The organism is Streptomyces sp. NPDC002566 (assembly GCF_042889585.1).
In the GTDB taxonomy this organism is placed as follows: Bacteria; Actinomycetota; Actinomycetes; order Streptomycetales; family Streptomycetaceae; genus Streptomyces.
Genome location: NZ_JBIARD010000001.1, coordinates 409915 through 436390, shown reverse-complemented (window position 1 = coordinate 436390; position 26476 = coordinate 409915). Strand labels below are relative to the sequence as shown.

The window sequence follows — 26476 nt, the reverse complement described above, 5'->3', positions numbered from 1 at the left end:
TCGCGGCCGTGCCGTCGCCGGTCGCGGTCAGGCCGCTCCCGCCGCCAGTTCGAACCAGACCACCTTGCCGACGCCGTGCGCGCGCACTCCCCAGGCGTCCGCGAGGGACTGCACGAGGAGCAGGCCCCGCCCGTGCGTGCCGTCGCCGGACGCGGCGGACGGCGGGCGCGGTTGCGGGCGGCGGGCCACGAAGTCCCGTACCTCGACCCGCAGTCCGTCGGGTCCGACGGTGGCCGTCAGGACCGCGTCGTGATCGGTGTGGACGAGCGCGTTGGTCACGAGCTCGCTGGTGAGCAGTTCCGCTATGTCGGAGCGTCCGGGCTTGCCCCAGTGCCGCAGCAGCTCGCGCAGCGCCCGGCGGGTCTCGGGCACGGCCCGTAAGTCGGCCCGCCCGAGTCTGCGCCGCAACTGGGGCGCCCTCGCTCCCCCGTCGCCGCCGTCCGCCTCGTCCTCCCCCGTCCGTGTCGCCGTCGAGGATCCCGCGATCGTCGAACCGCTGCCTCGTGCCTGCCTCTTCATGACCCCCGCCCGCGTGCCGATGTCGGTTTCCCTCCTGCTCGAACACGTTCACGGGGATGCTTGCCCCGTCGATACGGCGGCAGTCATGTCCATGCGTCAACGACCATGTGTTCGGCCAGAGTTGAGCGGGCAACCGGATCAGTTGCCGCCGGGCGCGCCGGGACGTGCCGGCGGACGCCCGACGCCGCGCCGTCACCGTCAGGCCCCCGGAGGGACATCCGGCGAACCGCCGGGCGCTCCGAGGGGTCCGAGACGACGGCGCGAACACGGCACGGGGCGGGACGGGACGTGCGCCCGGCGCGTCACAGGGCGCGGGCGCATCCGGTCCCGCCCGGGGAAAGCGCTGTAGTCCGCGCGGTGAAGTTGGCCTGAATCAGGCGGTCGTCCGGGATCGCGCCCAGGACCGGGTCCTGAGCGCGGCACGTCACGGCCGGGGCACGTTGCGCAGGTTGGACCGTGCCATCTGGAGCATGCGGCCGACGCCGCCGTCCAGGACCATCTTCGACGCGGACAGCGCGAAGCCGGTCACCATCTCGGCGCTGATCTTCGGCGGGATGGACAACGCGTTGGGGTCGGTGACGACGTCGACGAGGGCGGGCCCCTTGTGCTTGAAGGCCGACTTCAGGGCCCCGGCGAGTTCCTTGGGCTTCTCCACACGCACCCCGTAGGCGCCGCAGGCGCGGGCGACGGCGGCGAAGTCGGGGTTGCGGTTGGCGGTGCCGTACGAGGGCAGACCGGCGACCAGCATCTCCAACTCCACCATGCTCAGCGAGGAGTTGTTGAAGAGGACGACCTTCACGGGCAGGTCGTACTGGACGAGGGTGAGGAAGTCGCCCATCAGCATGGAGAACCCGCCGTCGCCGGACATCGACACCACCTGCCGTGACCGGTCGGTGAGTTGGGCGCCGATCGCCATGGGCAGCGCGTTCGCCATGGAGCCGTGGGAGAAGGAACCGATGACCCGGCGGCGGCCGTTGGGCGAGATGTAGCGGGCGGCCCAGACGTTGCACATCCCGGTGTCGACGGTGAAGACGGCGTCGTCGTCGGCCATGTCGTCGAGCACGGAGGCCACGTACTCCGGGTGGATCGGAACGTGCTTGTCCACTTTCCTGGTGTACGCCTTGACAACTCCTTCGAGGGCGTCGGCGTGCTTCTTCAGCATCTTGTCGAGGAAGCGCCGGTTGGTCTTCTCGCGCACCCTCGGGATGAGACAGCGCAGCGTCTCCCGCACGTCGCCCCACACGGCGAGGTCCAGCTTCGAGCGCCGGCCCAGGTGTTCGGGGCGCACGTCGACCTGCGCGATCTGCACGTCGTCGGGGAGGAAGGCGTTGTAGGGGAAGTCCGTGCCGAGGAGGATCAGCAGGTCGCACTCGTGGGTGGCCTCGTAGGCGGCGCCGTAACCGAGGAGCCCGCTCATCCCGACGTCGTACGGATTGTCGTACTGGATCCACTCCTTGCCGCGCAGGGCGTGCCCCACCGGGGACTTGACCTTCTCGGCGAACTCCATGACCTCGGCGTGAGCGCCGGCGGTGCCGCTGCCGCAGAACAGGGTGACCTTGTCGGCCGCGTCGATCATGCGGACCAGCCGGTCGATCTCGTCGTCGCCGGGGCGGACGGTGGGCCGGGTGGTCACGAGCGCGGTCTCGGCGGCCTTCTCCGGGGCGGGCTCGGCGGCGATGTCGCCGGGCAGCGAGACGACGCTGACGCCGCTGCGCCCGACGGCGTTCTGGATGGCCGTCTGCAGCAGCCTGGGCATCTGCTTCGGGCTGGAGATCAGCTCGCTGTAGTGGCTGCACTCCTGGAAGAGACGGTCGGGGTGGGTCTCCTGGAAGAAGCCCAGGCCGATCTCGCTGGAGGGGATGTGGGAGGCGAGGGCGAGCACGGGCGCCATGGAGCGGTGGGCGTCGTAGAGGCCGTTGATGAGATGCAGGTTTCCGGGACCGCAGGAGCCGGCGCACGCCGTGAGCTTTCCGGTGATCTGGGCTTCCGCGCCGGCGGCGAAGGCGGCGGTCTCCTCGTGCCGGACGTGCACCCAGTCGATGGCGGCGTTGCGGCGGACCGCGTCCACCACGGGGTTCAGGCTGTCGCCGACGACGCCGTACAGGCGTTTGACTCCGGCGCGGACGAGGATGTCGACGAACTGCTCGGCAACGTTCTGTTTGGCCATGACGCTCTCATGCCCCTTCGGTCCCCGTACATCGGTTTCGGCCCCCCGCGGCTTCCATGAAGTCACAGCGGACGACGTCATGCCTCCCAAACGGCGGCGGCCGTGCGGTCGTCCGCATGACCCTTGACCCGGATCTGGGTGTCGGCGAGGAACGCGGCGAGGCCGGGCGGGGCGGGATCGGACCAGCGCTCGACCAGGTGTGCGGGGAGAGCGGGCTCGTCGCGGAGCGGTTCCGCCAGACCGGCGGTGCACATGAGCAGCGTGTCACCCGGGCGGGCTACGGAGGCCCGGAAGCGGAAGGGCTCGTACCGGGGCGGCGGGCTCTCGGCGGTCTCGGGGGCTGCCGGGACTCCGGGTACGCCGGGAGCCGCGGTAGTTCCGGGGGTTCCTGGGGTTCCTGGGGTTCCTGGGGCCGGCGGTGTCGCGGCTCGCGGGGAGCCGAAGCCGACGACCGCTTCGCCGGCGACCTCGCCGACCGCCGGTTCGATGTCCTGCCACCGGCCGTCCCGCAGCCGGAACAGCCCGCCGGGCCCGACACCGAAGAAGATGCGGATACGGCACTCCGGGTCGGCCGGCAGCAGGAGGCAGCGCAGCCCGGCCGCGTACTCCTCCGCGCGCAGCCCCCGTTCGGCGGCGGCGGCGCGGAGCCGGCCGAGGCTGCGGTCGGTGAGGCGGTGCAGTCCAGACTTCAGGTCGCCGCGGCGGGCGGCCCTGATGTCCTGCGCGAGCCGGACGTGACTGCGGCCGACCGCCTGCCCTATCCACCGGCACGCCTCGGCGGCCGCCCGGTGCGCCCCCGGCGTGGTCCGCGCCCCGGTCGCCATCGCGACCAGGACGAGGGCCTGGTCGCCGGCGCCGAAGCGGGCGGTGAGCATCGCGTCGCGGCGCGGCTCGCCCCGGTACCGCGCGGAGTCCCCCCGCACGGACGCCGCCCGCAGCGTGCACGTCCCGTACCGGGCCCCGTCGAGAACGGTGTCCGCGACCAGGTCGTCCAGCCCGTCGGGATCGGCGGCGGGAAGGGCGGTGGGCTCGGCGTCATAGGTGGGCGGCCCGGAGCCGACGCGGGGCGGGGGCGCGGGCCGGGGCGCCACCGCCGGCTCCGCCGCGGGCGGAGGATCCGCGGACGGCGAGGGCTCCTGCGGACCCGTCGCCCACCACTCCTCCGGCCGCGGCCCCGGCGACGGATGCCCGCCCTCCCCCGGGCCCGCGGAGTTCACCGTCTCCGCCGCCGAGGCGAAGCGGTCCTCCAGCGAGTCGGCGGTGGGCGCGGGGCCGGCGTCTCCGGTGGAGTCGTCGTACAACTGCCCCCACCAGTCGTCGTGACCGGTGGGCCTTCCCCCCTGCTGGCTCATGCCTCTGATTGTCACCGCAGGGACCGCACGGAAACGGGGCATCGGGAAAACGCGTCCCGGACGGGGCTCGCCCCCGGCCGTGCCGGCCTGCGTGTCCGATGGGCGTCCGGCAATCTGGCCAGATGGAGGCGTGGGAACTCCTGCTGGTCGGGCTGGTCATCCTGTTCGGCCTGTGCGGGGTGCTGCTGCCGGGCGTGCCTGGCTCGTGGCTGGTGTGGGCCGGGGTCCTGTGGTGGGCGCTGAAGGACCCCGAGCCGGTCGCCTGGGCGGTGCTGGTGGGTTCGACCGCCGTGCTCTTCCTGTCGCAGGTGGTGCGCTGGGCGCTGCCGCCCCGCCGGCTGCGGGTCAGCGACGCCACCCGCCACATGGCGCTGTACGCGGGCACGGGCGCTTTCCTCGGCTTCTTCCTCGTCCCCGTGGTCGGCGCGATCGGGGGCTTCGTCGGCGGCGTCTACCTCGCCGAACGCCTGCGCCTCGGCAGCTCCGACGCGGCCCGGGCGTCGCTGCGGACGGTGATGCGCGCGGGCGGCACCAGCATCCTCACCGAGCTGTTCACCTGCCTGCTGATCATGGGCGCGTGGATGGGCGCGGTGGTGTGGGGATGACGCCGGTCGCGAGAAGCGACCGCTCGGGGGCGGGAAGCGACCGCTCGGGAGCCGTCGGCGCCCCCTGCACAACCGGCAGCGCCCCCTGCACCACCGGCAGCGCCCCCTCCAGCGTCAGCAGCCGCACCTTGCGGTCCAGGCCGCCCGCGTAGCCGGTCAGCGCGCCGTTCGCGCCGATGACGCGGTGGCAGGGGCGGACGATGAGCAGGGGGTTGGCCCCGATGGCCCCGCCGACGGCGCGGACGGCGGCCCGGGGCGCTCCGACGCGGGCCGCGATCTCGCCGTACGTCGTCGTGGAGCCGTAGGGCACGGAGTCGAGCGCGGCCCACACCCGCGTCCGGAACGCGGTGCCCTCGGCCCGGACCATCAGCCGGAACTCCTTCAGGTCGGCGGCGAAGTAGGCGTCCAGCTGCTCCACGGCCGCACGGAACGGTCCCCTATCCCGCCGCCACCCCTCCTGGACGCTCCGCCCGCCCTTCTGGCCGGGCACGGACACCGAGGTCAGCACGCCGTCGGGGTCGGCGGTGAGCAGCAGCGGCCCGAGCGGGCTGTCGACGTCAGTCCAGAACACGGTGTTCCTCCGTTTCCCCCGCGATGCGCAGGTGGTGCAGGGCGTACGTCCGCCAGGGACGCCAGCTGTCGGGGACGCCGGCGCCGGGCGGCGCGACGTCGGGGTCGCCGAGGGCGCGGGCCCGGATCCGCGCCACGACAGCGGCGTCCAGGCCGGGCAGGGCGAGCAGCGCCGCCTGCGCGTCGTCGCGGTCGGCGCCCGCGTCCAGGCGTACGGCGCCGTCGGCGAGCGCGGTGGCGAGGGTTCCGAGCGGGCCGGGGCGCCCCGCCAGTGCCGCCGGTTCGGGGAAGAGGTGGGTGAGCGCCCCACTGGGCGCGTCCAAGGTCTTGCCGTGCGCGCGGACCAGGCGTTCCGCTTCCGCTCGGCCCGTCAGCGCCCGCAGCGCGTACTCCTCCGGGTCGGCCGCGCCCGGAGCGCGCAGCCCGGGGCGGGCGGCGACGAGCGGGGCGAGCCGGGGGTCCGCGCCGAGCCGCCCGTCGACGGCGTACGGGTCGGCGTCGAGGTCGAACAGCCGGCGCAGCCGCTGCACGGCGGTGGTCAGGTCGCGCGGGTCGGTCAGCCGCAGCCGCGCGTCGAGCCAGCCGCCGGGGCGGACGGCGCCGCCGGGCGCGGAGCCGGTGCGCTCCTCGACGGCGGCGATCCCGGTGCCGTACGGCAGGCGCAGCGTCCGGCGGTACGTGCGGGTGCCCGCCGGGCCGCTCACCTCCTCGACGCCGGCGACGGCCTCCCGGGCCAGCAGGTCGAACACGGCACGCGCGTGATAGGGGCCCCGGTGGGCGAGCCGCAGCTCGATCCCGGCGCCCGGGGCGGCCGTGCGGCCCGTGCGGGGCGCGGCGGCCCGCAGCTCGGTGGGGTTCGCCGCGTACACGGCACGGACGGTGTCGTTGAACTGGCGCACGCTCGCGAACCCGAAGGGAGACGACTGACAGTTCAGGAGATCCCTTACTGTGACGGCAAAACCCCAGGTCAGCGGCGGGGAACCGACTCCCTTCGCCTCCGGCATGACAACTCCCTTGCGTGGCCTGTCCGTCCTCCGTCTGTCCGTACTCACGGACGAGACGACCAGCCCTGAGCGGCAGCGGGCCGCCAACCACGAAGCCGGCGCGTCCCTCGGTATCGACTTTAGCGACCGTGAGGCGGTCGACCTGGGCGTCAGCGCGTCCAAGACGACCCCGTTCGAACGGCCGGAACTGGGCGCATGGCTCAAGCGCCCCGACGAGTTTGACGCGTTGGTCTTCTGGCGCTTCGACCGTGCCGTTCGGTCCATGGACGACATGCACGAACTGAGCAAGTGGGCGCGCGATCACCAGAAGATGATCGTCATCGCTGAGGGTCCGGGCGGAAGGCTCGTACTCGACTTCCGCAACCCGCTGGACCCAATGGCCCAGCTCATGGTCACGCTCTTCGCGTTCGCCGCACAGTTCGAGGCTCAGTCCATCCGTGAGCGTGTACTGGGCGCTCAGGCAGCGATGCGCACGATGCCGCTCCGGTGGCGCGGCTCGAAGCCCCCATACGGGTACAAGCCCGCCCCGCTCGAAGGTGGCGGAGTAACGCTCGTCCAGGACAAGCGAGCCGTTGCCGTTATCGAACGGATAATCAAAGAGCTTCTGACCGGAAAGAAGTCGCTGGGTGCCATCTGCATTGAACTCAACGAGGCCGGGATTCCGTCGCCACGCGACCACTGGAACCTGATTCAGGGCAGGAAGACAGGGGGGAAAGTCGGCAACAGTGTCGGCGAGAAGATCACGAAAGAGCGCTTCAAGTGGCGGCACGGCGTCATCAAGAAATTGCTCACGTCGGAAGCACTTTTGGGCTGGAAAGTTACCCAGACAGGCCCCGTACGCAATGATGAGGGCGCACCCGTGATGGCCACTCGTGAGCCGATTCTGACTCGCGAGGAATTCGATGCTCTGGGCGCACTCTTGAAGGACGAAAACGAAGAAGGCGCGAAGTGGTTCCGGTCAGACAGCGTGGCGCTTCTCTTGCGCGTGATCCTCTGCGCCGGGTGCGGGCAGCGTATGTCCGTCGGGAAACCTTCAGCGAACAGCAAGGGCATCTCCTCTGTTTACAAGTGCGGTTCGTGGGGGCGTGGCGAGAAATGCCCGGAGCCGGCGAGTGTAAAGCTCGAATGGGCCGAAGAGTACGTACGCGAGCGGTTCCTAAGTGCCGTCGGCGGAATGCGACTCACAGAAACGCGACACATCCCCGGCTACGACCCCCAGCCCGAGATCGATGCCACAACAGCGGAGTTCGAAACGCACATGAGGGAGCAAGGGCAGCAAAAGAGCAAAGCCGCTCAGGCAGCCTGGAAACGCCGCGCAACAGCCCTTGACGCCCGTCTGGCTGAACTTGAGACCCGGGAAGCACGACCGGCGCGCGTGGAAGTCGTCCAACTCAACACGACCATCGCGGACGCATGGCGTGACGCCGATGACAAGGGGCGACGCGACATGCTCTGCGAGGCCGGGGTCACGGTCAGAATCAAGCGAGCAAAGCGCGGCCGCGTGTTCAAGCTGAACGAAAGCCGTGTGGTCTGGGACATGGGCAATGCGTTCTTCGCTCAGGGCTCCGAGGAACTAGAGGGCATCGCACGCGCTGAGTCGTGACAGCGGAAGGGGGTCGGTCCTTCGGGATCGGCCCTTTTCGCGTACCGTCAGGTCATTAGTTAGGCTACCTTAATACGTCTGCGTCACCACAGCGGTCTGACAGCGGGCCATTGACCTGGGGCGAGTGATGCTGTGACGCTGTGACTCTTTTTCTGGATTCACATAAGACATCTCTATAGGTAATCCGAAGTCGACGCCACAGCATCACAACGTCACCCGGCCCATATGCGCTGAGGGCAGGTAACCGACGCACTTCATACTAAGTACCGGACAGGTAGCCCCTAGAGTCCGCGATTAAGACCCCCGCGCGGGGGAGCGACATTTTCCGCACACCGCGCACCAACGGCCGTACCGGTCGAGCTGGAATCCGTGGGAGGGCTACCCCACGATTCCCCGCTCCCGGTACGGCCGTTTCCGTTTTGTAGCCCACCCCTAGGACGAACTGTGATCCTGCTTGCCATGTCATGCCGTAAGTGCGGCGACCTTAAGAGCCCGGACGATCTTGTGCGGAACCACCGCAGCCGATTCGGCCGCAACACAATCTGTCGACCCTGTCAGGCACGAGCAATCCGGGAGTACCGACGTACGTCTGACGGGAAGGTCGCCACGGCCACTCAGAACGCCGCACGCCGAACTGGCGACCTTCGAGACCCCTACAACCGCTATCGCAACGCCCACGAAGTTCTAAGGCGCGCCAACGGTCACGCTGACAACTTCCCGTGCTGTCAGGAAGGTTGTCCGGAGCCTGCCGCCGAGTGGGCGCTGAGCCCCTGGGCGAACAGTTTGGTCTGCGACGGCCCTTACCGATATTCCACGGACCCGGACGACTATTTCCCGCTCTGTCGCGTACACCACCGGAAAATGGATGGACTCATGCGCGAGGCTCACCGGCGCACTCTCGGCGGCGAAGACGCTTTTCATCCTGCGGCGCGGCACGTTGAAGCGTAATCGAATCCCGATCGTATACACGACTTGTTCGGCGTGCGGCTGGGGAACGGCGTCGCATAGAGAAGACGTTTGCCCCGGCTGTGAGTGGGTGCCGGACACGGCAAGTGCTGCCGCCACCATGAGGCGCATCTTTGAGAGCGGCTGGCTGACACGAAAAAGGAATTAATGTGACCGAGATTGAAACGCGGGCAGCATCACAGCTGCTCAACGCGGACGGCTCACGGAAGCTCAGCGGCTATGCCGTCGTCTTCAACTCGCCCGCGCCGATACGTACGTTCACAGAATCAATTGCGCCGGGCGCGTGGACGAACACGGAAGACGACGTGCTGTGCACGTGGAACCACGATACGAACAACGTTCTTGGGCGCACTCGTAGCGGGACGCTCACGCTGTCCGTGGATGCGATCGGCGTTCGTTACGACGTTGACCTTCCGAACACCGAACTTGGACGCAGCGTCCATGAGCTTGTGCGGCGGGGCGACGTGTACGGCTCGTCATTCACCTTCATCGCTGACGCCGAAAACTGGGACTTCTCGGGCGAGATTCCGCACCGAACGGTTACTGCTATGCGTGTCCTTGAGCTTGGGCCCGTCCACACTCCCGCCTATCCCGACGCGACCGTCAGCGCTCGCGCACTTGAAAGAGGAAACATGAGCAAGATCGACATTGACGCTGCCCGTCAGGCTATCGCCGACAGCGAGCGCGCCGAGAAGCTTGCCGCCGACGTTCGCGCCGCTGAGACGACCGGCGAGAAGCGTGGGGCGGAACTGGACGAGAAGCGTGCGGAACTGGACGCGCTGAACGGCGAGCGTGCCGCTTCGCTGTTCGCTATGAAGTCGCCCGCTGAGCGCGCCGCAATTGGCCGGAAGGCCAGCGCGGGTGACCTCCTGTACGCGAAGCTTGCCGAGTCCCGAAACCTGACCGCTACGGGCACGGCCGGCGCGTTTACTCTGGCTGAATTCTCGAAGAACTTTGTCGACCTCATGGCCCCCAATTCCGTCGTCCTTTCCAGCGGCGTGAACCGGGTCGCGACGAACGCGTCTGAGTGGAAGACGCCGGTCGTGACTTCCGACTTCACTCCGGCTTTCGTCGGGGAGCTTGCCGAACTGCCGACCGGTGGTTTCGCGGCTGGCCTCCTGACCGTCAAGCCGATGAAGATTGCCACTTCCGAGATGCTGTCGAGTGAGTTCGTCAACGACTCCGACGGCGTCTCGCTGAACGCCATTTCGAAGAGCATGCTCCGCACCATTGCGTTGGGCTTCGACAAGCAGGCTCTTACCGGCACGGCCGGTACCGATAAGTTCGCCGGTATCTCCAACACAGCGGGAATTCAGACGCTGGCCGTTACCGGTGAGCCGACCGATCTTGCCCCGTTCGCTGAGGCTTTCGGCATGCTCGAAGAGGTGTCCGCCGTTCCGGGTGTTGTGGTCATGAACCCCGCGCGCTGGGCTCAGCTTCTCGGGCTGAAGGACACGACCGGTCGTCAGCTTCTCAGCGCGGGTGCGGGCAGCGGCACGGACGGCGTTTCCCGTTCCATCCTGGGCGTGCCGGTGAAGGTTTCCCCGTACGTCGATCCGAACACGATTCTGGTGTACGACGCTTCGGAAATTTACGCGGTGATCCGTTCCGACGCGCGTTTCGAGACCTCGACGGACGCCGGTTTCTTCAAGGACGGAATTGGTGCCCGGGCGATCATGCGCGCGGCGATTGCCGTCCCCAACGCTGCCGCCGTCGTGAAGATGACGATCACCGCCTAGTGGTGCTGGGCCAACTGTTCAGCGCCGCTGACTGTCCGCCGCCTTCCTTTGTCGAGATAGGGACCGGTCTTGCCATTGACGGTAAGCCGGTCCCTTCCGGCGTTCGGGTGCGGATGCCAGCCGATATGGCGGAGTACGTGAGCCGGCGGGGGTGGGGGCGCGTGGTCGAGCGGGGGCACCGCACACCGAAGGGTGAGTTGCAGTGGCCACCCGTGCGCGCATTGCCCGGCGCTTCCGTGTCACTTGATGAGTGGCCTAGCCATATGCGCCCGTCATGGATGCGCGCTGAAGGGCGCGTGCAATGCGTCGAAGGGTTGCCGCACCTTGTGCCCACCTGCTGCAAGCGGTGTGAGCGAACAACTTATGCGCGTGAGATCGAGGGAACGGATCGCACGGCGCGCGGGGTGCAGCAAGCAGTATGCAAGAACTGTCGGGAAGCACACTGAAACGCCGAACATACTCACGTGAGTACCTTCGAGCGGCGCGGGATAGGGAAGGCCGGTCAGAAGTTCCCAGGAAAAACCTTCAGCGATCCCGGTCCCAGCTCTCCGTTCGCGCGCTAGGTGCGACGCCGGACCCAGCGCCCCCAAGCGGCAGAATCGTTGGGGTTACTGGGAACCCGGCACTTCGACCCGCCGAGAATGCACCCGTTAGCGGCCCGTTAAGGGGGCGGTAGAGCCTCGAAAACGCACAGTAGAGCCCCGTAGACACCTGGGAATTCCTAGGCGTCCTACGGGGCTTCTGTGCGTTTAGGTGGCGTCTTCGAGTAGCGCGGCGACTTCCGGCACGTCGGCGAAGTCGCGGAGCCGGTCGAGGATCACGCGCACCCGTTCCGCTGTTCGCTCCGAAGCGACGTCAGCCGAAATGTCGATCACGCGTTCTGCGACTGTCGCCGCTTCTTCAGGTTCGTTGGCGTCGGCCAGGGCGACGGCGAGCCAGGACAGGTACAGCGCCATTTCGCGCGTGCGCGTGGCGTCGTATTCGCTGAGTACCTCCCGGAGCAACGGAACTGCGCGCAAGGGGCGGTGGAGCTCTGTGTAAACCCGGGACTCCATGACTCGGAGCTCCCCGGCGTCGACCCAATACAGGTAGGCGGGTGATTCCGTGCCTTCGCTGTCTTCGCTGAGCGCCTGCCCGGCTTCCCCCAGTGCGCGCATGGCCTGTTGTCCGTTCTCCCTGCCCCCGGCTTTCGTGTGCGCCCAGGCCACACGGTCTAGGTACAGCGCGCGGGCTTTCGGGGGCGCTTCGGCCCGTGCGTCGTTGAATGCCGCCTGGGCGAGCGTGAGCCCTTCGGCTTCCCGCCCATTGTTGCTCATTTGGTAAGCGAGTGATCCGGCGAGATTACCGGCAAGTGTTTGGTCTTCAGCCTGCCGCGCCGCGCTGATTCCTAGCCGGTAAATCCGCTCCGCTTCCTCGTGCTGCCCGGCGTCGCTCGCAATCCATCCGGCAATCTGTGCCAACTCCCCGATTTGCCGCAGTAGTTGACGCCCAACCTCCGCCGTGTGCGTACCTTCCCGATACAGCTTCACAGCGGATCGCAGTTCCCGAAGTGCAGGGCGGATCAGGTCGCCACCGGCTAAAACGTCGTCGGCAAGTCTGAGCCCGTGGACGCGCTTTTGTAGGTCGTCCACCTGCCCCATGCCGATACGACGTCCTGTGCGGGCGCTGAGCGGCGCTAGTGGATCGTCGGCGGGCAGGAAGTCGGCCAGGGTCGGCAACGGTGGCTCAGCGGGCTTCTCTGGTGTTCTCAGGGAATCCACGGGGACACGGAGAGCGGCAGCGATGGACGGCAACCATTCTCGGGGCGTGCGCTTCCCCGTCTCCCATCGGCTGACTTCCTGCCGTCCGACAGGCTCCCCCTGCACCTGAGCAGCGCGGCACACTTCGCGCGCTAGGCGCGCCTGACTCCACCCGCGTTGTTCGCGTGCGCGTCGAATGTTGGCCCCGATTGCGCTGCTCATAGGTCAAGTCTGGCCGACAGTTGGCCTACAGGTGGCCGCTAGTCCTTAAATCCATTTCGGGCGGACCCTGGGGCACATGACGGAACCGACTAGGTACAGCAGCGCGCCGGTTGAACTCCCGTATACGACACGGGAGTTGGAGCCGCTCCCGGTGGACGGGTGCGCCGGCTGTCGAGAGTTGGCCAACGTTCGGGACCGTGCGCGAACGGGTGGCGACTGGACGACCGTGACTGACTGCAACGTCCTCATGCGAAGGCATCCCGAGGGGCACTGATGACGACGGCACCGGAGCGTCCCCGCGCTGCCCCGGTAGGGCGTCGGCGGATGCGTCCAGCGGATCAGAAGCCCGTCCACCCGAAGCCCCGCGCGGGACGAACCGGTGGGGTTCCAAGTTGGTCGCTGTGGACGGACGGGGACCTTTGCGGGGCGTGCGCCGGGCACCGGGCCATCTGGTGTGACGGGTGCTGCGGGTTCGGGGGCTGTGATCTCTGCGGGTGGACTGAGAAGCGCCCCTGCCCCCGCTGCGTCGGCGGAGACGCTGAGCCGATCCGCTGGCTATGACTTCCGCCCGGTGAGCGCCGGGGCGGATTGCAACACGGCACGGGGACCGAATCCCCGAGTAGTCCAGCGAAGGGGAAGGCACCATGAGCGCGATCCCGAGTTACGACTTCGTCAGCGCGTCGGCCTGCCGTGACAAGAAGGTCGGCAACTGCCCGCAGGTGGCCGTGAACGTGCCGGGGGTGGTGGCGTTGCGCGACAGCGAGCGCCCCGACACCATCGTCACCATGACGCCCGACCAGTGGGAGACCCTGACGGGTGCTATCAAGGCCGGAGAGTTCGATCTGAGCGCCTGAGAGTAGGTCACGTGGAGAAGTGCCCGCGCTGTTCCGCAGAGTGCCCCACCGACCCGGAGAACGGGCTTCCCTGGTGTCCTCACTGCGGGTACTTCTTCAACCTCTCAGCGCCCACCTGCAAGGGGCTGTGGTGGTGGCGCAACTCTGCAACTCGCGCCGCTACTGCGCCCCGCAGGCACTGAGCCACTGACTGCCCCGTCCATGCGTTCACCCCCCGTGGCGTGTGGGCGGGGCCTACGGGTGTCAGCGGGTCGGAAGTGCCTTCCGCAAAGCCCCTTCAATAGCCCGTACCGCCGGACCGTACGAAGGGTCCTTAAGACGTTCCTCGCGCATGTCCGCTACGCGCCCGACGCACACCACGTGATCAACCAACGTGCGAACGAGACGGCGAAGGTCGTCATGCGAAACGTCTGGACGGTCGACCATGGCCAACGCGTACCGGGCATCGTTGCGCGCCATGCTGATCATGTGGGCTTCTTCCTTGTCAGCGAAGTCGTCCACTTCACCGGGCGCTGCGTACTCCGGTTCACCGTCGGGGCCGGTCCATGGAAGGCGGCGAAGATTTTCAGGCATGACGACTCCCCATCGATCGCGCTGTGTCGGTGACGTCCACGCTACGTATCGCAGGGGGCGCGAACGGCCCTGTGCGCACGGCAACTTGCCAGGGAAACGGACTGACCTGGGCACGCTGGACATGCTAGAACTGTTACTTCCGTCCCTTCGGAAAGCCGGACGCGAAGGCGATCTCGGTGACCGGCATCGCGGTCGTCTGCAGCAGCACGCGCGCGGTGTGCGCGCGCTGCGCCCGGGCGAGCGCGACGGGACCGGCCCCGAGTTCGGCGGTGAGCTGCCGCTGCACCTGCCGGGCGCTGTAGCCGAGGCGGGCGGCGAGCCCGGCGACGCCCTCCCGGTCGACGACCCCGTCGCCGATCAGCCGCATGGCGCGGCCCACGACGTCGGCGCGCACGTTCCAGTCGGGCGAGCCGGGGCCGGCGTCGGGCCGGCACCGCCGGCAGGCCCGGAAGCCCGAGCCCTGCGCGGCGGCGGCCGTCGCGAAGAAGCGCACGTTGCGCCGCTTCGGCGTCACTGCGGGGCAGCTGGGCCGGCAGTAGACCCCGGTCGTCGCGACGGCGAAGAAGAAGGCGCCGTCGAAACGGGCGTCCCGGCTGCGGACGGCCTCGTACCGGGTGTCCTGGTCGGGAGTGTCCTCGTGCGTCACGGGTCCCAGTCTTGGCCCGTGACGCACGTTCCCGCCAGCGGGAATCGGACATGGCGTTCAGCGATCCCCGCCGCTCACCACTCCCCGCGCTTGGCACGCGCCGCCGCGCGCCCCGTCGCCTGCCTGCGCTTCCACTCCTTGCGCTGGCCGGCCCGGGAGCGGGCGTCGGACTTGGCGACGATCCACTGGTTCTCCCGGACCAGCTTGCGGTAGCTGTCCAGCCGTCGGACGGACAGTTCGCCGCTGTCGACGGCGGCGAGCACCGCGCACCCGGGCTCGGCCTCGTGGGCGCAGTCCTGGAACCGGCAGCGCGGGGCGAGCTCCTCGATCTCGGAGAAGACCTGCCCGACCCCGTGTCCGGCGTCCCACAGCCCCACGCCGCGCAGTCCCGGCGTGTCGATCAGGACCCCGCCGCCGGGCAGGGGCAGCAGGTTGCGGGTCGTGGTGGTGTGGCGGCCCTTGCCGTCCATGTCGCGCGTGGCCTGCACGTCCATGACGTCCTCGCCGGTGAGCGCGTTGGCGAGCGTCGACTTGCCCGCGCCGGAGGCGCCGAGCAGCACGGAGGTGCCCCGGCCGAGGAGCGCGGCGAGCGCGTCGACGCCCTCCCCCTCGCGCGCGCTGACGGTGAGCACGGGCACCCCGGGGGCGCTGCGGACGACGTCCTCGACGAGGTGCGCGAGGACGTCCGCGTCCGGCACGAGGTCGGCCTTGGTGAGCACGACGACGGGCTGTGCACCGGACTCCCAGGCCAGCGCCAGGAACCGTTCGACCCGGCCGAGGTCCAGTTCGACCGCCAGCGACAGGGCGACGACGGCGTGGTCGACGTTGGCGGCGAGGATCTGCCCCTCGGACCGCTTGGAGGAGGTGGACCGCACGAAGGCGGTGCGGCGCGGCAGGTACACGCGCGCGTAGCGGGGGTTTCCGTCGGGGTCGACGGCGACCCAGTCGCCGGTGCAGACGACCCGCAGGGGGTCGTGCGGGGTGACGAAGGCGGTGTCCGCGCGGACGACGCCGTCGCCGGTGACGACGTCGCACTGCCCGCGGTCGACCCGTACGACCCGGCCGGGCACGAGGCCCTGCGCGGCGTACGGAGCGAACTGCGACTGCCAGTCCTCGTCCCAGCCGTACGGAAGGAGAGGGTGCGACGAAGCGGAAGAAGCCGAAGAAGAAGAGGAACTCAAGGGGAACCCTTCACAGGGCGGCCCCGGCACCGCGCACGCGCGCGCCGTGAGAAAGGTCAGCCGGAGGCCACGGAGGTGGAGTGAACGGACTTCTGATCGCGGGCAACGCCCGTCGTGAAGACAGTCATCGGTCAACACCTCCCGTTTCTCACCTGTCGAACGACAGCGGCAGACGGCCACCGCCGGATGCGGAACTGAGCCTAGACAGGGGCGCATTCCGGCACCACCGATTTTCTGCTGGGGTCACAACCCGTGCTGGTCAAGGAGCCGCATCAGGTTCCCGCTTGCGCTTCTGCCCGGCAGGCAGAGCGTCAAGGTACACGGCGAACTCGTCTTTGCTGCCGAGGCGGCGACGGCGTGCACCAGGCCTGCTCAAGGTGTTGCGCGAGACCGATCCCGACTACGTCCTGCTCGACGGCACTCTCGCCGAGTGCGACCGGGTCGGCGACGGCCGCGCCGACTACTCCCACAAGCACCGCCGACGCGGCGTGAACGTGCAACTGGTGACCGATCCGGATGGCCGGCTGCTGGGGATCTCACCCACACTGCCCGGCCGCGCGCACGACCTGACCGCCGCCCGCACCCACCGGGTCATCCGAATTTGCGAACGCCAGGGCGTCCCGGTCCTCGCCGGCCGTGGCCTCACCCCCACCCAGCAAACCTCAATCGCGCGCTGTCCGCAGCCCGGGCACCGGTCGAGCGCGGCGTCGCACGCCTCAAGTCGTGGCCTGTCTTCCGCAGGTCAAGATGCAGTCCGAATCGAATGTCGTCAATCGCTGCAGCCGTCCTCACCCTGGAGCGGCAAGGCTGGAAGAGCTGATTGGGCCGAAAGTCGTGTCGGTACGGCCACGTCAGAGGAGTTGGAGCACCTCGACCAGTGCGCCGGGACGCCGGACCACGAGCAAGAGGCGACCAGGTGGGCCTGGCACCCCAGTTCCGCAGCGCCGACGTCCGCAATAGGCTCGTCTCCCACCATGAGTGCTTCGCCGGGCTCCGAGCGTGTCGCACGCCATCTGGAAGATCCGAGGAGTCGCTTGGCTGACTGTTCGACGACCGAGGCTATGACTATGACAAGTACCGTCGGCTTCTCCGGGCCCGCGGCACGCGGAAGTTCGCCCGGTAGGGCACCCCGCACGGTTCCGGACTGGGGAAACCGGCTGGGTCGTCGAGCGGACCTTCGCCTGGGACCTCGGATCTTTCGGACCGGGCGCTCGTCACCGCTGTCGAGCGCGACGTGCCACCTTTCGGCCCAACGACTGTCCTGGCGACTCGATGTAACGGTAGGTCAGTATGCACAGGGGCAGCAGCACGGCGTAGAAGCCCAGCTCAAGCAGGGGCTTGTTTTCCCGCCAGCGGCCGATCGTGCCGTCGGTGACGGCCAGCAGGACTGGGTGCACCAGGTAGACCGAGTAGCTGATCGTCCCGAGCCACGTCAGCCAGCGCGGTATCAGACGCTGGCGAACCGCAAACCCCACGCCGAACGTGAGCACGGCCAGCAGGAACGAGGCGATCCAGGCACGCCGCGTGAAGTGGGCCCCGTTGCCGTAGCTGTAGGCCGCCCCCACCGCGCAGGCCACCACGGCGGTCGCGGTGAAGGCCGCAAACCTCCAGGTAGTCTGGCCGCTCTCGGCTCGGTACACGGCGGTGCCCAAGAACATGACGGCAAGGATCACCAGGCCTTCCCACATGGGAACCGTGCTGTTGAAGGCGACCAGCACGAGCCCCAGCACCCCGCCCAGGACACCTCCCGACACCCGTAGCGCGCCAGATGTGCCGCTCGCACAGCAGATGGCGGCCACCATGACGGTCGCGGCGAGGGCTACCAGCGGGCCGGTTCCAACCGTGCGGGTGAGAGCAGACACCGGCAATGCACTCGCCACCGTCACACTCCCTGCGGCCAGCGCCGCGAGCGTCACGGCGACCGGTGCCGACTGCTTGTGAAGCCTCAGAGAGAAAAGCGCCACCACCAGCAGATAAAAGGCCATCTCGTACGAAAGCGTCCATAGGACAAGCAGGAGGTTGGGCGTTCCCAGCAGCTCCTGCAGAAGGGTGGCGTGGGCGGCGGCCACCGAGGCGATGTTCTGACCGTCGAAGTCACGAATTTTCGCGAAACCCAGCGCATTGGCGACAATAACCGCGCCGACCACAGCTGCCCACAGCGGATAGATGCGGAAGATTCGCCCGATCCAGAAGGTCCGGACACAACCCCGCCGCTCGAGCGAGGCCGGAATGATGTATCCGCTCACGAGGAAGAACACCATGATGCCGTACCTACTGGTGTTGAATTCCGGCATCAACTCGCCCCGGAACTCTGCCATGAAGGCGTACGACGAGTGGTCGAACACCACGACGAGCGCCGCGATGCCACGCAACGCGTCCAGCCATCCCAGCCGCGATGAATCCGCCACCGTCCGACGCGCGGCTGAGTGTAGCGGTGCAGAGGGTGACGGTTGCGGTGCAGGCTCGACGCGATGGGGGGCTTCCATACTGCTCTTCACGTGCAGCAGCCTCCCGATGTTCAACTGCGCATCGATCATTCTCCGACCCCGGCGCTCTCTCGGCCAGTTGCCCAGAACCTGCCATCGCAACGGCCCGGCGCTCGGGTTCGGGCCGTCATGACGCGCTCCAAGTCGGGCTGTCGGCAGCAGGGCGGCAGCGCGAGCAAGTCGGACCGCTTTACCAACGTCTGCGATCCAGCGAATGATGGCGTGAAGGATCACGTAGGGGAGGGCACGATGGTGCTAGCTTGCCGCCCAGTTTGGGCCCTCACTTTTTTGCTGTCGCCACTACGACACGTGAGCCGCCAGTTCATGTGTCGCGGTTGAAGTGGCAGCATTCAGCCACGGTGACCGAGGCCATGTTTCCCGCTCGGGTAGGGAGCATGCAGGCGCCCCTGGCCGGTAGAGCCTGGGGCACCCGGATGGCCGACTCAGATGTCGGAACGGCTCAGACTAGGATCTCGAACCGCATTGCGGCAGGGCGGACCCGGTCGGAAAGCCATTGCTGAACGGCTGGTCAGCCTTGCGTCACCCACTGCTGATTGGTGGAGCCATCACAGGGGAACTGGCCGACCGCCGCGCCGTTGGCGGTACTGCCGCCCGAAACGCCGAGGCACAGGGAACTCTTCCGATTCATCAGTCTGAAGTAGTCACCGGTGGTGAACTGCTTCACCCAGTCCTGGTTGCTGTCGCTGGACCCGTCCGCGATGATGGCCGCCGCGCCGGAGGCAGTGCTGGCACCATCGATTCCGAGGTTGCGCCCCGCTCCGTGGTTCTCAAACGTCCAGTAGCCGTCGAACGTGTAGGGCTCCCACACCTGCAGGCTGGTGCTGACGTTCTCCTGCTGCACAACACGCGCCCCGTTGGCGGTACTCACGGCCTGCAGGAACTTGCCGGACTTGCGGTTCTTGATTCGAGTCGTGATGACTGCGCGGGGTGCCATCGCTTCACTGCTCTGGCTGACCGTCGTCGTGTCACTGCCCTGCGACGGCTGGGCGTGTGCAAGTGCAGGACTGGCCACTGCCAGCAACGCGCCGGCCAGCATGGTTGCCGCAGTCTTAGTACGTGTTGTGCGCATGACATGTTCCCTTGCAGTGTTTGCGATGGTGTTGCGGCGAGTACTCAACCATCTCTCCAGGAAAATTCGTTCTCCAGTTCGAAAAATTGGCTGGAAACAAGGCACCTTGCGCGTCGGTTGACTTGATTCACGTTGTCGGCACCAACAGCGCAGCCGGTGCCGGAGACGAGTCGCCGCGGACCTGCACACCTCTGAGGGGAGCGGTCTTCGCGGTCGTCGTTTGCCATCTGGTCAATGGATGTGCCCAGTTGGCCCACTGCCACTGATCCGCGTGCAGGGTCTCAGCCGGCACCACCTTCGCCCTCAACGCGATCCATTCGTCGAGGGGACTTCGGCGAACGAGCTGCCCCCCCCGGCCAGTCCCGGGTCCGTGCGGATGTGCGCCGATCCGAGGCAGGCCCTTCCTGACGGCGCTTGAGCCAGCACAGTCGGCCCCACAGGCAGGCGCGGTCCGCCACCGCGAGTAACAGGAGGACCACGCCTGCATGCCGCCGCCACAATCCGTCTCACCGGCGTGGACGCGGACTCAGTAAGCAGCGGCTGGAGCCCCCCAACACCTTCAACCCCACCCATCTCGACGGCTGGCTCTGGGGGACGGGACCGGCCACATCTTCACCTTCGACCGCCGGGCCGGCCACGCCATCAGCGAGCGGCTGGGGCGTTCGCCGCGTCCCTGGGGCTCCCGTGCTGGACGGCGGCGATCACATCACCGCCACTCTCCCCGCTCTCACCTGGCCGCCGAAGAATCAAGCAGAGGAGGCGAAGAGGCGCGCCGCGCCTGGGCTGCCCGGTCACAGCAGGTCGAGCACCCAGATCTGATTGGCCGACCCATCACAGGCGAACTGGGCGGCCTGTGCCCCGTTTGCGGTACTGGCACCCGAGATTCCCAGGCACAAGCCGCTCTTGCGATTCTGCAGTACGGCGTCGTCCGGCACCCCGCCGTCGACCGGAATGATCAACCAGTCCTGATTCAAGTCGCCGGACCCATTTGCGATGATGGCCGCCGCGCCAGCCGCGGTGCTGGCGCCGTCGATGCCCAGGTTTTTGCCCGAACGGCCGTTCTCGAAGCTGAAGAAGTTGCCGTCAGGAATCATGTTCCAGTACTGCGAGGAGTTCTGGTCGTTCCCCGGCTGCTGAACAACTCTCGCACCGTTCGCCGTGCTGTTGCCAGTGGGCTGGAGGAATTTCCCGGACTTCCCGTTCCTGAGCCCAACCGTCGTGACGGCTGCAGCCTGGTCATGACCCTTGAGGGAGGCGAGCGGTAGAGGGTTCGGGGCCCAAGAGCCGCTCGGCGACTGGGCAGAGGCAATCGCCGGGCTGGCGACCGAAAGCAGCGCTCCCATCACAGCAGCTGCGACGGCGTTCTTGGCACGCAAGGTGCTCATGAGGTGTCTCCTCACCTTTGGTGTGTACGGGTTGACCTGGAGTACTCAACCAAGCGGAGTCGACGATTCGCTAGATCGTTCCAGAGGTTCGACTGAAAGCGCTTTATTGACACTGGGTGACTTAGGGCCCGGCTCATGGGCGCTTGGGTAGCCTCGTTTGTATCCCCGCAGTTCAGAACGTTTCTCACAGCCCTGACCAGCATCTCGTAGCTGCCATCACCAACCGCGAAGCCACAGTCTGACCGCACGGCAGTTGGCCAAGATCCGCTTCCACTACGGTGAAAGCCCCGCCGATCACAGCCCCGGCAATCTCGGCGCGAAGGCACCACGGCGGGCGCCTCGCGGACGTCGCCAGGGACGGGAGCCGGCACCGGTGGTCGACTGGTGGTGGGCCCGCTGCCAGGGAGGGCCTACAGGCGGGTTCAGGCTGTGGCTCGTCCCACGCTCAGGCGCGTGTAGCCGGCGTCGGCCATGGAGTCGGGGCCCAGCAGGTTTCGCCCGTCGACGAGCACCGGAGTGGGGCTCCAACCTGAGCGGCAACAACAGACCACTTCAGGCTCCCTGCAGCCGCACGTCGGACAAGGCCCGCGGCTCGTCGGTCACCGGTTCAGCAGGTGGTGCATGAGGGCTTCGGGGATGGCGGGGTTCTCGGCTGCGGCGGCTGCGGTCGCGGTGTCGTGCAGGAGGGCGGCCAGCACGCGGGTGGGCAGGCGTGGGTCGGCTGCTGCCGTCTCCCGTGTGCGCTGGTGCGGGTCGTCGAGCATGCGGACCACGGACGCGGCGGACAGGCGCTGGTCGCACAGGGCGTGCCGGCGGACGCCCGAGTCGGCGTCCCGGCTGAACCGCTCCACCAGCTCGGCGGTCGACTCAGGATCGAGGAGAGCGAGCCTGCGCGTACGGGGGTCGGGGTCGTCCGCGTGGCGCACGGCTCCCTGCCGGGGGAAGTTGGGGTGCTCGATCATCCGTGCGGCTGAGAAGCCGTTCCAGCTCCGCACCATCTCCAGCAGTAAGGCGGCCGGAGCCTGGGCGCAGTGTTCGGCCAGGAACAGCCGGACGAGCCAGTCCTCGTCGTGCGCGAGCAGGTCCACCACGTCGGGCGGCAGGTTCTTCGCCCATGCGGCGCTGCGGCGGAGCATCACGTGCGCGGAGGTGGCGCAGCGCCGCATGGCCTCCTCGTCGTCCTCCAGGTCCCGGACCCACTGGAGGGGGCTGCAGCGAGCGTCGGGGTCGAACTCGACGGCGATGCGCGAGCGTTCCGCTTCGGTGAGGTCCGGGCGGACGGAGACCGAATAGCGGACGTAGGGCTCCGGGTCGCGGCCGAGCAGGGCCACCAGGTCGGTGTCCAGGTTCGGGTTCTCCGCGACGGAGCCGCGCAGAGCGGTGTCGGCGCCGTGGACCAGGTCCTCGGCCAGCTCACGGGCGAGAACACAGGTACGAGCAGCGCGCTTTCGCTGTCCGTCGTCGGGGAGTTCGACGAAGTCGGCCGCCGAGAGCGGGGTGGCACTGTGGTGCCGCAGGACGGCTTCGGTTCGTACCTCGGCATCCGGGTCCGCGAGGAGGGCCGCCCGCGCCGAAGGGTGCAGGTGGTTCCAGGCGCGCGGGACGGCCACCGCGCGTACCGAGGGGTCCGGATCGGCGGCGAGCGCGGTGAGGTGCCGCACCGGCAGGTCGCGGTGCCGGGCCAGTTCGGCACGCACGCGCGGGCTGGGATCGGCGGCGAGCTGGGCGTACGTCGCGGCGGTGAGCGCTGATCCGTGGTCCGCCGCGGTCGTGAGGAGGATCCACCGATGGTGGGGGTCGGGATCGCGGAAGAGTTCGGCCCGCTGTTCGGCGCTGAGGAGCCATCGCTCCGCCAGCAGTTTGCGTACCCGCCACTCGGGGTGCGCGATCCAGGCCTCGACGACGTCCTCGGGGAGCTCCCTGTAGACGAGCCAGTACGGGGGCCGCTCCTCGGGAGCGATGTCGAGGAGACGGAGCAGCACGGACGCGGACGCGGAGGGGTTTCTCGCCAGCCCGTCGCGCCATGCTCCCCGCAGCCCGGCCGAAGCGGTCTTCCACCGCAGGACGATGTCCCAGTCGGCCTCCCGCTCCTGCGGACTCTCCGCGGCCCGGGCCTGCGCCGACGCCTCCAGCCAGTCGGTGAACGGGGCGACGGCGACGAACCGGACCGCGTGCTCCTCGGCGGTGACGCCCAGGACGCTCTCTCCGTCCAGGGACATCGCCACGCATTCCTGCCGGCCCGCCTTCGGGCCGAGAAGACCGGCCGGATCCCACTGATCCGCCAGCCGCACTGTGGTCCATCGGCCGTCTTCGCAGCGGGTGCAGCCCTGGTCGGCGACGCTGATCAGGAACTCCCCGTCCGCGTTGATCACGTCGTGCTCGGCGGCGAGTCGGTGCCATTGCCGGTTCACCTCGGCAACCAGGTCGGCACGGTCGGCCGGCACCGCGAGCGTGGGCTCCGTGCTCCCCGCGACCACAGGGCGCCAGGCCGCCGCTGCGGGCCGCGCCCTTGAAGGCCTGCCGTCGCCGACCACCTCCAGGCCGGCGCGTCGGAGCAGTTCATGAAGGTCACCCGTTTCACACATCCCACCCGTCACGACGGCCATCTTCGTCCACCTCCTCCACGGCGGACGAGGTGGATACGGAGGTCCTGAGTCGTCGGCTGCGACGGCGGCAGGGCCCCTCGGCCGGACGGACGGGTTGGTCGTCCGGGGTGGCGAGGGGCCCTGCTGTCGTGTGTGTGCGTCGGCTGCGACGGGTCAGAAGGCGTCGGCCGTCTTCGGGTCGGGGCCGTACTGGTTGGGGCCGCGCTTGCCCTCGCTGGCGAGGAACACGATCAGGACGATCGCGCCGATCAGCGGGATGAGGACGATGAGCAGCCACCAGCCGGACCTGTCGGTGTCGTGCAGCCGGCGGACCGCGACGCCCAGCGAGGGCAGCAGGACGGCGAGGGAGTAGATGATGCCGAGGATGCTCGACCCGATCACGGCGTCGATGATCGCCAGCACGATGCTGACGATCACGCTGAACAGGGTGAACATCCAGTATTCCTGCCGACGCGCGCGTCCGCCGAACACCGCGTACTTCTTCAGTACGTCCACGTACCAATGCATTGCTCGTCCCCCCAGGAGAAGTCTTTGTGTGATCTCCAGCAGATCAGGCCAGTTGGCCGGAATCCAGAGTTTTGGCGTGTGCTGGTCAACCTGTTATACGGCCGCAGCGCTTCGGTTACCAGGCGTGAGGACGTGATCGATTTTTCGACGACCACCACGGCGCCGTTCCCCCCGTAAGATCTCTCGGCAGCACACCCGTGGGCCGTGTGCGGCCCGATCGAGAGGCCTTGGGGGTACGCGTGGCAGACACCCATGGAGCGGACGTTCCGCAGAGGCTGTCCGTGTCCCGCAGCACCGTGGACGGCGTCGACGTCGTCAGCCCGCGCGGTGAGATCGACCATGACACCGGCGGGCCTTTCCGCGCGGCCCTGGAGGCCACCGACGGCTGGGGCGGCCGCCGGATGGTCATCGATCTGAGCGAGGTGACCTTCATGGACTCCACCGGGGTGAACGTCCTGGTCACCGCCCATCACGCGGCCCTGGCGGGCGGCGGCCGGCTGCGGCTCGCCGTGCCCCGGGGGCCGGTGCTGCGGGTGCTGGAGCTCGTCGGCCTGGACGGCGTCATCGCCATCTGTCCGACGGTCGAACAGGCGCTGGCCGACTGAGCCGGAGCGGACGGCCGGCGGGCGCGGGCCGGGGGCGGCCCCCGGCGGGGGAAGCTCTCGAACGGGCGACCGGGCGCGGTAGGCTGCGTGGCCGGAAAGGCCATCACTCGTCCGTGCCGCGTTCGACCAGCCCGGGCGGTCGCGGCGTGACGCCGAGGGAGCCTGAGAGGAACGAGTGTGGATGCGGCACACGAGATGGGGGAACCCGCACTGGTGCAAGGCGGGACCGTGCTGGAGGTGAGTCCGTTGTCCGGTCGTCCCGGGATATGTGTCAGTGGCGAGATCAGTGTCGCGACCCGTCCCTCCTGGGAAGGCGCCCTGGCCGAGCTGGCCCGGCGCCACACGGACGTGTCCTACGTGGAGCTGTCGGGTGTGGGTTTCGTCGATGTCGCCGGGGTCTCCGCGCTCGCCCGCACGGCCATGAACCTGCCTGCCGGCCGGGTCGTGGTCGAGAGCCCGCCGCCGCAGGTGCCGCGGGTGCTGAACCTGTTCTGGCCGGGTCTGGGCGGGATCGAGGTGACGCCGCGATGAGCTCTGTGGCCGTGGAGGAGGTGTTCGCGCACCCCGCGCTGTTCTACAGCAGCGAGCACGAGTACGTGCGGGAGACGGTGTCCTTCGTGCGGGAGGGCCTGACCGCGGGCGAGCCGGTCGCCGTGGCGGTGCCCGGACCCAACCTGGAGCTGATCCGGGCCGGACTGGGCACGGACGCCGGGGACGTGCGGTTCATGGACATGACGGAGGCCGGCCGCAATCCCGGACGGATCATCCCGCGCATCCTCAGGGGCTTCGCCGACGCCCACCCCGAGCGACGGGTACGCATCATCGGGGAGCCCATCTGGGCCGGGCGCAGCGCGGTGGAGTACCCGGCGTGCGCGCAGCACGAGGCGTTGATCAACGCGGCCTTCACGGGGCGCCCGGTGACGATCCTCTGCCCGTACGACGAGGCCGGGCTGGACGCGGGCGTGCTGGCCGACGCGCGTGTCACCCACCCGACGGTCATCGCCGGGGGCAGTGAGGGCGTCAGCGAGTCCTACGACTGGCGGTCCGTCGTCGAACGCTACAACGAGGCGCTGGTCCCGGCGCCGGACGCCGCCGCCTTCGCCTACGGCGCTCAGGAGCTGCCGGACGTGCGCCACTTCGCCGCCGGTGAGGCGGCGCGGCTGGGTCTCGCCGGGCAACGGCTGCAGGACGCGGAGCTGGCGGTCGCGGAGCTGACCACCAACAGCGTCGTCCACGGCGGCGGGGCGGGGACGCTGCGGATCTGGGCCGAGGCGGGACAGGTCGTGTGCGAGGTCCGCGACGGGGGCCGGCTGATCGACCCGCTGGCGGGCCGCAGGCCCCCGGAGCGCGGGCAGATCGGCGGCCGGGGCCTGATGCTGGTGCACTACGTCGCGGACCTGGTCCGCGTCCACACCTCCGACGAGGGCATGACGATCCGCTTCTACCTCGGCATGTGAGACGACGAGCCGCGCGTCCCGGCGGCGGGTCCGGACGCCGGCCTCGGCAGCGAGGACGTGACTGCGACAGGATCGGCGCGCCGCCCGGCCCCGGGCCCGGGGCGGCGTGTCCCCGACTGCGCGACGGTCGCGCCGGACCCGCGGCCGGGCATCCCCAGCGGCGCGCCCCGGCCACGTGCCCGGGTTGCGCATCCCCGACCGGGCGACGGTAGCGCCGGACCGGCAGCGGCACGCCCCAGCCGCGAGCCCCCCGCCGCTGCCGACCTCAGGCGCGAACCCTCGGCGAGCACACCCCAAGCAGCGCGGCCCCGGCGGCGGCCGCGACCCACCCAGCGCGCCCCCGGCGGTGGCCGCACACCTCACGTCCCCGGGCAGCAAGGACGTGGCTGTGCGTCGAGCCGGTGGCGTGCCCCCGCCTGGGCGTCCCCCGCGGGATGTCGCCGCCCCCGAACCCCCAAGGGCGCGTTCCCGACGGTGCGCCCCCTCGTGCGCCGTGCGCGGCGTGTGGCGTAAGCGGGGTGCCGTGGCATGCAACTGACGGGCAGTCACACCTGCACCGGTATACGCGCTTCGTGTGCTTAGCATCGTCACGCCTGCCGT

General features: G+C 68.9%; 19 protein-coding genes and 5 pseudogenes. 10 read left to right on the top strand and 14 right to left on the bottom strand.

Translation table 11 applies throughout. The features are described from left to right. Positions 1-27 precede the first annotated feature (27 nt). From ACFYXA_RS01780 to ACFYXA_RS01770, 3 genes are all read right to left on the bottom strand, one after another. The gene (locus tag ACFYXA_RS01780; RefSeq protein ID WP_352247226.1) at positions 28-519 is read right to left on the bottom strand and encodes an ATP-binding protein; all 492 of its coding nucleotides are present in this window, start codon (positions 517-519) and stop codon (positions 28-30) included. A 424-nt stretch (positions 520-943) separates the two neighbouring features. Beyond that, entirely contained in the window at positions 944-2686 is a 1743-nt protein-coding gene (locus tag ACFYXA_RS01775; RefSeq protein ID WP_389027416.1) for a pyruvate dehydrogenase, read from the bottom strand. Between the two features lie 77 nt (positions 2687-2763). Continuing rightward, positions 2764-4038: a protein phosphatase 2C domain-containing protein gene (locus ACFYXA_RS01770; protein ID WP_389027414.1), complete on the bottom strand. Its 1275-nt coding sequence runs from the start codon at positions 4036-4038 to the stop codon at positions 2764-2766. Positions 4039-4160: 122 nt separating this feature from the next. On the opposite strand from ACFYXA_RS01770, the gene ACFYXA_RS01765 reads away from it, so the two are divergent. After that, complete coding sequence (locus tag ACFYXA_RS01765) at positions 4161-4643, top strand: DUF456 domain-containing protein (protein WP_352247229.1); 483 nt, start codon at positions 4161-4163, stop codon at positions 4641-4643. A 97-nt stretch (positions 4644-4740) separates the two neighbouring features. Here ACFYXA_RS01765 and ACFYXA_RS01760 read toward each other — a convergent pair. Together ACFYXA_RS01760 and ACFYXA_RS01755 are read right to left on the bottom strand one after the other, a co-directional pair. Further along, positions 4741-5214: pseudogene (locus tag ACFYXA_RS01760) on the bottom strand (methylated-DNA--[protein]-cysteine S-methyltransferase); the annotation flags it as partial. Beyond that, positions 5201-6124, bottom strand: a pseudogene (locus tag ACFYXA_RS01755) (AlkA N-terminal domain-containing protein); the annotation flags it as partial. The pseudogenes ACFYXA_RS01755 and ACFYXA_RS01760, both read right to left, overlap by 14 nt. Before the next feature lie 91 nt (positions 6125-6215). Here ACFYXA_RS01755 and ACFYXA_RS01750 point away from each other — a divergent pair. Both ACFYXA_RS01750 and ACFYXA_RS01745 read left to right on the top strand, forming a co-directional pair. Then, the gene (locus ACFYXA_RS01750; RefSeq protein ID WP_389027411.1) at positions 6216-7820 is read left to right on the top strand and encodes a recombinase family protein; all 1605 of its coding nucleotides are present in this window, start codon (positions 6216-6218) and stop codon (positions 7818-7820) included. A 1115-nt stretch (positions 7821-8935) separates the two neighbouring features. Next, positions 8936-10525: a phage major capsid protein gene (locus ACFYXA_RS01745; RefSeq protein WP_389027409.1), complete on the top strand. Its 1590-nt coding sequence runs from the start codon at positions 8936-8938 to the stop codon at positions 10523-10525. 749 nt (positions 10526-11274) lie between these two features. Here the strand turns inward: ACFYXA_RS01745 and ACFYXA_RS01740 are convergent. Further along, the gene (locus ACFYXA_RS01740; RefSeq protein WP_389027407.1) at positions 11275-12486 is read right to left on the bottom strand and encodes a helix-turn-helix domain-containing protein; all 1212 of its coding nucleotides are present in this window, start codon (positions 12484-12486) and stop codon (positions 11275-11277) included. 76 nt (positions 12487-12562) lie between these two features. On the opposite strand from ACFYXA_RS01740, the gene ACFYXA_RS01735 reads away from it, so the two are divergent. Then, positions 12563-12760 (top strand): hypothetical protein, encoded by a 198-nt coding sequence (locus ACFYXA_RS01735; RefSeq protein WP_389027405.1) that lies wholly within the window; start codon positions 12563-12565, stop codon positions 12758-12760. Positions 12761-13130: 370 nt separating this feature from the next. Next, on the top strand, positions 13131-13340 hold the full coding sequence (locus tag ACFYXA_RS01730; protein WP_389027403.1) for a DUF397 domain-containing protein: 210 nt from the start codon (positions 13131-13133) through the stop codon (positions 13338-13340). 243 nt (positions 13341-13583) lie between these two features. On the opposite strand, the gene ACFYXA_RS01725 is transcribed toward ACFYXA_RS01730, so the two are convergent. The 3 genes and pseudogenes from ACFYXA_RS01725 to rsgA all read right to left on the bottom strand — a co-directional run bounded on the left by ACFYXA_RS01725 (position 13584) and on the right by rsgA (position 15740). Continuing rightward, complete coding sequence (locus ACFYXA_RS01725) at positions 13584-13913, bottom strand: hypothetical protein (RefSeq protein WP_389027401.1); 330 nt, start codon at positions 13911-13913, stop codon at positions 13584-13586. Between the two features lie 136 nt (positions 13914-14049). Then, a pseudogene (locus ACFYXA_RS01720) lies at positions 14050-14559 on the bottom strand (bifunctional transcriptional activator/DNA repair enzyme AdaA); the annotation flags it as partial. Positions 14560-14633: 74 nt separating this feature from the next. Next, positions 14634-15740 (bottom strand): ribosome small subunit-dependent GTPase A, encoded by a 1107-nt coding sequence (gene rsgA, locus ACFYXA_RS01715; protein ID WP_389027399.1) that lies wholly within the window; start codon positions 15738-15740, stop codon positions 14634-14636. Positions 15741-15820: 80 nt separating this feature from the next. Between rsgA and ACFYXA_RS01710 the strand changes: the two are divergent. Beyond that, positions 15821-16423 (top strand): annotated as a pseudogene (locus ACFYXA_RS01710) (transposase family protein); the annotation flags it as partial. Between the two features lie 359 nt (positions 16424-16782). After that, positions 16783-16925, top strand: a pseudogene (locus ACFYXA_RS01705) (IS5/IS1182 family transposase); the annotation flags it as partial. A 29-nt stretch (positions 16926-16954) separates the two neighbouring features. Here the strand turns inward: ACFYXA_RS01705 and ACFYXA_RS01700 are convergent. The 5 genes from ACFYXA_RS01700 to ACFYXA_RS01680 all read right to left on the bottom strand — a co-directional run bounded on the left by ACFYXA_RS01700 (position 16955) and on the right by ACFYXA_RS01680 (position 23814). Next, on the bottom strand, positions 16955-18277 hold the full coding sequence (locus tag ACFYXA_RS01700) for an acyltransferase family protein (protein WP_389027397.1): 1323 nt from the start codon (positions 18275-18277) through the stop codon (positions 16955-16957). A gap of 478 nt (positions 18278-18755) precedes the next feature. Further along, positions 18756-19316, bottom strand: a complete 561-nt coding sequence (locus ACFYXA_RS01695; protein WP_389027395.1) for an RICIN domain-containing protein — start codon at positions 19314-19316, stop codon at positions 18756-18758. A 791-nt stretch (positions 19317-20107) separates the two neighbouring features. Then, positions 20108-20701, bottom strand: a complete 594-nt coding sequence (locus ACFYXA_RS01690; RefSeq protein ID WP_389027393.1) for an RICIN domain-containing protein — start codon at positions 20699-20701, stop codon at positions 20108-20110. Between the two features lie 599 nt (positions 20702-21300). Continuing rightward, positions 21301-23145, bottom strand: coding sequence for a PE-PGRS family protein (locus ACFYXA_RS01685; protein WP_389027391.1), 1845 nt, complete (start codon positions 23143-23145; stop codon positions 21301-21303). Between the two features lie 315 nt (positions 23146-23460). Then, positions 23461-23814, bottom strand: coding sequence for a DUF805 domain-containing protein (locus ACFYXA_RS01680; RefSeq protein WP_389027389.1), 354 nt, complete (start codon positions 23812-23814; stop codon positions 23461-23463). A 281-nt stretch (positions 23815-24095) separates the two neighbouring features. On the opposite strand from ACFYXA_RS01680, the gene ACFYXA_RS01675 reads away from it, so the two are divergent. From ACFYXA_RS01675 to ACFYXA_RS01665, 3 genes are all read left to right on the top strand, one after another. Next, a complete protein-coding gene (locus tag ACFYXA_RS01675; RefSeq protein WP_389027387.1) occupies positions 24096-24419 on the top strand; it encodes an STAS domain-containing protein in 324 nt (107 codons plus the stop codon). A gap of 195 nt (positions 24420-24614) precedes the next feature. Next, a complete protein-coding gene (locus ACFYXA_RS01670; protein WP_352247322.1) occupies positions 24615-24950 on the top strand; it encodes an STAS domain-containing protein in 336 nt (111 codons plus the stop codon). Further along, positions 24947-25876: an anti-sigma factor RsbA family regulatory protein gene (locus tag ACFYXA_RS01665; RefSeq protein ID WP_389027385.1), complete on the top strand. Its 930-nt coding sequence runs from the start codon at positions 24947-24949 to the stop codon at positions 25874-25876. The genes ACFYXA_RS01670 and ACFYXA_RS01665 overlap by 4 nt, the downstream gene beginning before the upstream one ends. Positions 25877-26476: the final 600 nt, after the last annotated feature.